Origin of the sequence: Ornithinimicrobium kibberense, from assembly GCF_006519705.1 — a bacterium.
GTDB lineage: Bacteria > Actinomycetota > Actinomycetes > Actinomycetales > Dermatophilaceae > Ornithinicoccus > Ornithinicoccus kibberensis.
Window position 1 is genome coordinate 1 of record NZ_VFXM01000051.1, and the last position, 352, is coordinate 352.

The 352-nt window shown below is 71.9% G+C and carries 1 protein-coding gene; it reads left to right on the forward strand.

The genetic code is table 11. The features are described from left to right. Positions 1 to 352 (forward strand): HNH endonuclease signature motif containing protein (locus tag FJR00_RS15895; RefSeq protein WP_181409683.1); only part of this gene is annotated, 352 nt, incomplete at both ends.

Here is a 352-nt window from a genome sequence, read left to right on the forward strand (position 1 = left end):
CGTTGCCGGGGGTGGCCTGGTCGGGCACGGTGGCCGAGCTGTTGGGGCTGCACCCTGCGTTCCTGACCCCTGGGCAGGCGCGGGACCTGGCGCTGGCTCCGGGGAGCACGATGCACCGGATCCTGGTTGACCCGGCCGACGGGCGGTGCATCGAGCGGACGATCGCCTCCTACCGGCCCGACGCGGACATGCGCCGCCAGATCGCGGCGGCGGATGTGTACGGGCGTGGTCCGGGGGAGCGGACCCCGCCGCAACGGTGGCAGATCGATCACGAGCACGAGTACCAGGACGGCGGGCCGACGGCCGAGACCAACCTCAACGGCAAGGGTGTCTTCTTCCACGCGGTCAAGAC